Genomic DNA, 6399 nt, shown 5'->3' with positions numbered 1-6399 from the left:
ATTAAAGATCCGGTCACGATTTGGGATGCCATTCTCGCGGTGTTCTTAGTGGTCTTTATTTTTCGAAGTAAAGGCAATGTCGTTTCAATGCTAAGGAGCACACCATGAGTATTTTAAAATTAGGTTCAAAAGGTTCAGCCGTCACTGAATTGCAAAAACTGCTGATTAAAAATGGCATTACTGGACGCAATAAAAAACCAATCAGCATTGATGGCGATTTTGGTGAAAATACTGAATATGCAGTGATTCAATTCCAGAAAAAGCAGAATCTTAAAGTTGATGGATTGGTCGGTGACTACACACTAAAAGCCCTACGTGGTGAATGCACCAGTAAACTTTTAAAAGAAAGTGATTTAGTCGAAGGTGCCAAACGTTTGGGTGTGCCTGTCATCGTAATCAAAGCCATTGCTGAAGTTGAAACGCTGGGTGAAGGTTATTTGCCAAATGGTAAGCCTAAAATTCTGTTTGAACGTCATCGCATGTATTTCTATTTGAATCAGAAATTTGGCAAAACCAAAGCCAATGCACTCATGGCTAAACATCCAAATATTGTTAATACCAAAACAGGTGGTTATCACGGTGGATCTGCAGAGTACACACGTTTAAGTCAAGCCAAGCAGCTTGATGAATCATGTGCATTACAGTCGGCATCGTGGGGACGTTTCCAACTCATGGGTGAAAATTGGAAAGCCTTAGGTTATGCATCTGTTCAGGAATTTGTAGCACAGCATGAACAAAGTGAAAGCCTTCAGTTTGAAGCATTCCTTCGTTACTGTGAAACCAAGTCTGGTGAAGTCGATGATAAAAAATGGATGCTCATCGATGCGTTACGTCAAGAAAATTGGCACGTGGTTTTTTCACTGTATAACGGCAAAAACTATAAAAAACTTGGCTATGACACTAAGTTTTTACGTGTGATGAACCGCCTCGATCCAAACTATAAGAGTGCAAAAGCTGCATGAAAAAGCCAAATCAATTAAGAGAATATTTGCTCAACGCGATTCCTGATCTCAGCCCTGATCAGGATCGCTTATTGATCTTCACCAACAATGGTTCACTTCGCAGTACCATGGTCAGTGGTTTTAGTTTTGAAATGTCATACACCTTGGATCTGGTCATCACGGACTATGCCGGTGATGTTGATGTCATTGGTGTGGTGCTGTTCACGTGGATTGCAGAAAATCAGCCTGAATTGATGGCCAACCATGAAAAAGGTAAACAAGCCATTAGTTTTGAAGCTGAACTGATTGATAACAGTAAATATGACATTAACTTCCAAATTCCACTGACTGAACGTGTCGTCGTGAAAAAGCTGCAAGATGGCAAATTAGAACTCAGTCATCCTGAAGAACCGAAGTACACAGAATATCAACCTGCCACTGATTTTGAAGTCATCGATCCATCGGGTGAAGTCATTGCTTCATGGACCACTGCTGAAAAACAAGGTTGGTCATTAGACATGCCACCAACAGGTCGAAATCCATGACGAACAATGTTGAAGAACTTGCCACCTACTTACAGCCGTATTTGGAACGGTTATCAGTGGGTGAACGTGCCAAGCTTTCAAAACAGATCGGTCGTGATTTAAGAAAAAATCAGGGCAAACGTATTTCTGCACAACAAAACCCTGATGGTTCAACATACACCCCAAGGCGCAAACGCCTACGTGAACAAAAAGGCAAAATTAAGCGCAAAATGTTCACCAAATTAAAAAATACTGCTCATTTAAAATTGCTCAGCAATGCGGATGCCATTGCGATTGGCTTTGTGGGACGTGTTGCACGTATTGCACAAGTACACCAGGAAGGTTTAAAAGATCGTGCTGAACGTGGCGCACCGAGTGTGGTCTATCCAAAACGTGAACTTTTAGGCTTCACAGATCAGGATTTAAAACTGATTGAAGATTCATTCTTAAAACATATCAATCTTTAAGTTTTCAACATTGTAAAACTCACTTAATACAAGCCCCATCAGCTGAAATGGCTTAGTCCTTGACGCAAAGTGTTTGCATGAATGCAGATGCTAACCGTCGTCTTGAAAATATTGTTCGATTTGGAACCGTCAAGACCATCAATCCGTCTAAACCTATTCCACGTGTCATCGTCAATTTAGGCGATATAGAGACACCGGAAATCCGTTGCCTAAATATTCGTTCTGGTGACGATGCAACTTGGGACATGCCATCGACAAACGAAGAATGTGTTGTCATTTCACCATGTGGTGATATCGGTCCAACCAGCTTCGTTTTATATGGATTTTATAACGATGACCACCCTGCACCATCTGATGATTTAAACAAAAAAATTCGTATGTTTGCCGATGGCTGCGTCATTGCCTATGACGTTGCAGCACATCATTTATCTGCTGTTTTACCTTCAGGTGGCACAGCTGTTTTGACTGCTGATGGTGGTGTCACTGTCAACGGTGATACGACCATCAATGGAAATTTACAAGTCAATGGCAGTACGGCCATGACAGGAAACAATACCGTTGGTGGCAGTCAGTTGGTTCAAGGCAGCAGCCATTCTTCAGGAACATTTAGTTCAGATGGGGATGTCACTGCAAGTGGTATCAGTCTCACTAGCCATACTCACCCAGGTGATAGCGGTGGAACCACTGGAGGACCACAGTAATGATGTCACGTGAAAGTGGTCGTGAACTCGAAACTGAAATTGATCAAATTCGTCAATCCATTCAGGACATTTTGACCACGCCCATTGGTACCCGAATCATGCGTCGTGAATATGGTTCATTGCTGCCACAGCTCATTGACTCCCCTTTCAATGAAATCACCTTGCTTCAACTCTATGCAGCAACAGCAACAGCATTACTGCAATGGGAGGATCGAATCACCTTAAATTCAGTGTCGATCAATCAGATTGGTCGTGGCTCATTTGAATTGGAAATTGACTGCAATGTGGTCGACAACAATCAGCAACAGTCTTTAAGCATTCCACTTAACTTTGGATCTACGTTATGAGTGTCGATTTTAACCAGCTCACACCACCCAAAGCGGTGGAAGAACTCGATTTTGAAACCATCTTTAATGAGCGTAAAGAAGCCCTGATTGCGCTATGGCCAAGCAACAAACAAAACCAAATTCGTAAAACCTTGGAACGTGAAAGCGAACCACTCACCAAGCTGTTACAAGAAAACGTTTATCGTGAAGTTTTACTTCGCTCAAAGCTCAATGCCCAATATCGAGCAGTGTTTTTGGCTTATGCCACTGGTACAGATCTGGATGCCAAAGTCGCAGATTATGGCATTCAGCGTCTTATTATTTCGCCTGAAGATTTAACCACGACACCACCGACACCAGCGGTTTATGAAAGTGATGAGGATCTACGCTACCGAGCAAGCAAAGCATTTGATGCCTTATCCGTTGCAGGTCCAACATCAGCGTATGAATTCCATTCACTCAGTGCTGATGGTCGTGTGGCCGACGCTTATGCGTCTTCCCCTGCTCCTTCCCAGGCACTGATCACCATTTTGCAACGTGATTCTGAAAATGGTGCTGCTTCACCCGAACTATGTCAGAAAGTTTACGACTATGTTTCAGGTGAAAAACTTCGACCTACAGCTGACCGTGTGACAGTTCAATCCGCTGGCATTATCGAATATCAAATTCAAGCCGTTCTTCACCACAACAATCTGCCTGAAACAGATCCAGTGCTTGAAGAAGCAATTGCCAATATCAATGCGTTTATTAAATCTCCAAAACGTATTGGCCAAAGCATTTATCTGTCAGCGATCTTTAAACAATTGCATGTTTCAGGTGTTGAACGTGTTGAATTGATCAGCCCACCTGCAGACGTTTTAGTCACAGCTTTTGAAGCATCGTTTTGTACTGGTGTGAATGTCACCATCGCGGAGGGTTAATGAAGAACTTACTTCCTCCAAACAGTACCGAGCTTGAACGTAAAGTTGCTGAAGAACTTGGCAACAATTCAAACTTGCCTGCAAATTTACGAAGTCTTGTCACCTTGAATGATGTACCAAGCCAATTCTTACCGCATTTGGCTTGGGAAAACAGTGTTGACCGCTGGCAACAAGATTGGTCTGAAGAAGTCAAAAAACAGCAGATTAAAGCAAGTTTTGAAGTTCACAAATACAAAGGTACCAATTACGCCTTACGTAAGATCGTTGAAGCCTTCGGTTACAGCGTCACCATTTATGAATGGTGGCAAGAAGTACCAATGTCTGAGCCAGGTACATTCCAGATCGCAATCGACACCAATAATCAATCATTAACGGAACAAGGGCTGAATACGTTACTTCAGCTCATTGATGACGCTCGACCGCTTACACGCCATTGCAAACATATACAAATCAATGTCACACCCAGCTATGCACAGATCTATGCCTTAGCAGGCAGTTATAGCGGTGACGATACAACCATTTTCCCAGAAGTCCAGGATGCCATTATTTCCGCAGCTCCTATTTGGGCTTTCTATGAGCAAACAGAAACTGAAATTTATCCTTTTGGAGCTCAAGTATGAGTTATTACACTAAGATTACGACCGCAGGTTTAGCAGCAATCACCGCTGCAATGAATAATAGTTCTAAAGTTCCTATTACATATATGGCTTTCGGTGATGGCAATGGATATATTCCTGAACCTGATGAAAATGCAACTTCATTACTTAACGAAGTCTATCGTGTTGGTGTGAATAAAGTTGAAGTTCATAGTAAGAACCCAAATTGGTTAGTCTGTGAAGCAATCATTCCTTCCGCTGTTGGTGGTTTTAACATTCGTGAAGTGGCTCTCTATGACAGTACTGGTAATACCATGTTGGCAATTGCAAGTTACCCACCAACGTATAAACCAACGGTTGAAGAAGGTGCAGCAAAAATTCAAACGATTCGGATTGTGATTCAAGTCGACAACTCTGGAAGTTTTGAATTAATTGTTGATCCTGATGTTGTGTTAGCAACTGCGCAATATGTTCAAGACGAAGTTTTCAAAGGTCAAAGCAATGTAAGTGTCAAACAATATGGAGCAAAAGGAGATGGACTCCATGATGATCACTTAGCATTGCAAAATAATGCCACGGCAATGGATCTTGATCAGCTCACTTACATGTTTATACCTTGCCGTCAAGAAAGTTATTTATTAAAAGATACCGTTGTAATTAATATGCCGTCTATGATTTTTGGAAATCGAGCCGCGACATATTATCGAGGTGTTGGCAAAAAAGGATATATTATCGTTGATTCAGAAGGTCCAGCTTTTGATTTAGGTGGTGATAAAAACACAGCTGAACGTTTAGGTAACCCAGCAGACCAGTGGACAGTTAAAAATATCGGTTTTATTCCTCACCCTGATCAACTTCCTTTAACTAAAGTAGCGATACAACATAGTGCAAAAACGAATGGACCTGATCGTGGATTTATTCTAGAAGAAGTGAGTGGTTCAAGACTCAAAAATGTTCTTCATATTAAAGATCATGGTGTTCAAACACAGCTTGCAACGCTGGTCGTTGAGAAATGTACTATTTCAAATAATAGCATTGCAATTTTGGCAGATGGCAATGTTTTTGGAGCAAGGATAGTCGGCAATCAAATCGAACAAAATAGTAGTGGTTGTATACATGGAGTGTTTCATGCAGCTCTAACCATACATGACAATATGTTGGAAGGTTCAGGCAATACTATCTATATCAAAGACCACAACATTGATAGAAATGGTTGTTATTTAAGTCTTGAAGGTAATTATTTTGAATTAAACTATGGCGATTATTTAATTAAGATGGATTCCTATAAAAATACCATTTTTTCAAAAGGTAACTACGTTTCTGGGTTTTTATCATCTGACGGTATCACTCCAAACACTGATCGCAATAGACCAACAGACCACTTCTTACTAACTAATACTTATACAATGGTTTATATCTACGATGCGCTTTCAGTAACATTCTACGGTAGTGCTTCTTTGCTTGAAAAAAACAATTTAGATAAATACTTATTATATGTTGAACCTAGTAAATATTTTAAGGAAATTGGTCTCTACAAAGATATTAACCGTTTAGAAAACAATAGCTATTTAACTAAAAATATTGGAAATAAAGTATTAACAGAATTGGGGGAGATATATGTTTTAGGAACATCTGGAACATATATAAATTCAAAATTATTATCTTCTGCGAATGATATATTAGAAATTAACGCATCGTTTTTTTCCAATTCCGATGAGGATTACATTCAGTATTTAACAGTTATCGATACAAATAACAATAGACTTCCGTCATAAATCAAAAAACGTACAATTTATTTGATCTTAAATTAATCAGCAAAATTATTTAATTCAAGAGATAATCCTTGGATGAAATTCAAAGATATTCAAAAATTATCAAACGTTAAGTTTCGTAGGCTTACCGGTGTTAGTTGGGCTACATTTAA

The 6399-nt window shown here is 40.1% G+C and carries 8 protein-coding genes; all 8 read left to right on the top strand.

Annotated elements, in window-relative coordinates:
* Positions 1-104: 104 nt before the first annotated feature.
* The 8 genes from F991_RS07180 to F991_RS16845 all read left to right on the top strand — a co-directional run bounded on the left by F991_RS07180 (position 105) and on the right by F991_RS16845 (position 6250).
* On the top strand, positions 105-962 hold the full coding sequence (locus F991_RS07180) for an N-acetylmuramidase domain-containing protein (RefSeq protein ID WP_004670233.1): 858 nt from the start codon (positions 105-107) through the stop codon (positions 960-962).
* Positions 959-1486, top strand: coding sequence for a phage tail protein (locus F991_RS07175; protein ID WP_004670232.1), 528 nt, complete (start codon positions 959-961; stop codon positions 1484-1486). The genes F991_RS07180 and F991_RS07175 overlap by 4 nt, the downstream gene beginning before the upstream one ends.
* Positions 1483-1932 (top strand): phage virion morphogenesis protein, encoded by a 450-nt coding sequence (locus tag F991_RS07170; protein WP_002060551.1) that lies wholly within the window; start codon positions 1483-1485, stop codon positions 1930-1932. Before F991_RS07175 ends, F991_RS07170 begins: the two co-directional genes overlap by 4 nt.
* 77 nt (positions 1933-2009) lie before the next feature.
* Complete coding sequence (locus F991_RS07165) at positions 2010-2633, top strand: phage baseplate assembly protein V (protein ID WP_004670231.1); 624 nt, start codon at positions 2010-2012, stop codon at positions 2631-2633.
* Positions 2633-2980 (top strand): GPW/gp25 family protein, encoded by a 348-nt coding sequence (locus F991_RS07160; protein ID WP_004670230.1) that lies wholly within the window; start codon positions 2633-2635, stop codon positions 2978-2980. Before F991_RS07165 ends, F991_RS07160 begins: the two co-directional genes overlap by 1 nt.
* The gene (locus F991_RS07155) at positions 2977-3879 is read left to right on the top strand and encodes a baseplate J/gp47 family protein (RefSeq protein ID WP_004670229.1); all 903 of its coding nucleotides are present in this window, start codon (positions 2977-2979) and stop codon (positions 3877-3879) included. Before F991_RS07160 ends, F991_RS07155 begins: the two co-directional genes overlap by 4 nt.
* The gene (locus tag F991_RS07150) at positions 3879-4499 is read left to right on the top strand and encodes a phage tail protein I (protein ID WP_004670228.1); all 621 of its coding nucleotides are present in this window, start codon (positions 3879-3881) and stop codon (positions 4497-4499) included. The genes F991_RS07155 and F991_RS07150 overlap by 1 nt, the downstream gene beginning before the upstream one ends.
* Positions 4496-6250 (top strand): phage tail protein, encoded by a 1755-nt coding sequence (locus F991_RS16845; RefSeq protein WP_004670227.1) that lies wholly within the window; start codon positions 4496-4498, stop codon positions 6248-6250. The genes F991_RS07150 and F991_RS16845 overlap by 4 nt, the downstream gene beginning before the upstream one ends.
* Positions 6251-6399: the final 149 nt, after the last annotated feature.

Source organism: Acinetobacter sp. CIP-A165 (assembly GCF_000367985.1).
Lineage (GTDB): Bacteria > Pseudomonadota > Gammaproteobacteria > Pseudomonadales > Moraxellaceae > Acinetobacter.
Note: the sequence above shows the minus strand (reverse complement) of the source record. Positions and strands in the feature narration are given on the sequence as shown.

What these genes read in the sequence shown, in the direction of transcription:
- F991_RS07150 (WP_004670228.1), top strand. Translation starts at nt 3,879, where the DNA reads ATGAAGAACTTACTTCCTCCAAACAGTACCGAGCTTGAACGTAAAGTT.
- F991_RS07165 (WP_004670231.1), top strand. Translation starts at nt 2,010, where the DNA reads ATGAATGCAGATGCTAACCGTCGTCTTGAAAATATTGTTCGATTTGGA.
- F991_RS07175 (WP_004670232.1), top strand. Translation starts at nt 959, where the DNA reads ATGAAAAAGCCAAATCAATTAAGAGAATATTTGCTCAACGCGATTCCT.
- F991_RS07160 (WP_004670230.1), top strand. Translation starts at nt 2,633, where the DNA reads ATGATGTCACGTGAAAGTGGTCGTGAACTCGAAACTGAAATTGATCAA.
- F991_RS07170 (WP_002060551.1), top strand. Translation starts at nt 1,483, where the DNA reads ATGACGAACAATGTTGAAGAACTTGCCACCTACTTACAGCCGTATTTG.
- F991_RS16845 (WP_004670227.1), top strand. Translation starts at nt 4,496, where the DNA reads ATGAGTTATTACACTAAGATTACGACCGCAGGTTTAGCAGCAATCACC.
- F991_RS07180 (WP_004670233.1), top strand. Translation starts at nt 105, where the DNA reads ATGAGTATTTTAAAATTAGGTTCAAAAGGTTCAGCCGTCACTGAATTG.
- F991_RS07155 (WP_004670229.1), top strand. Translation starts at nt 2,977, where the DNA reads ATGAGTGTCGATTTTAACCAGCTCACACCACCCAAAGCGGTGGAAGAA.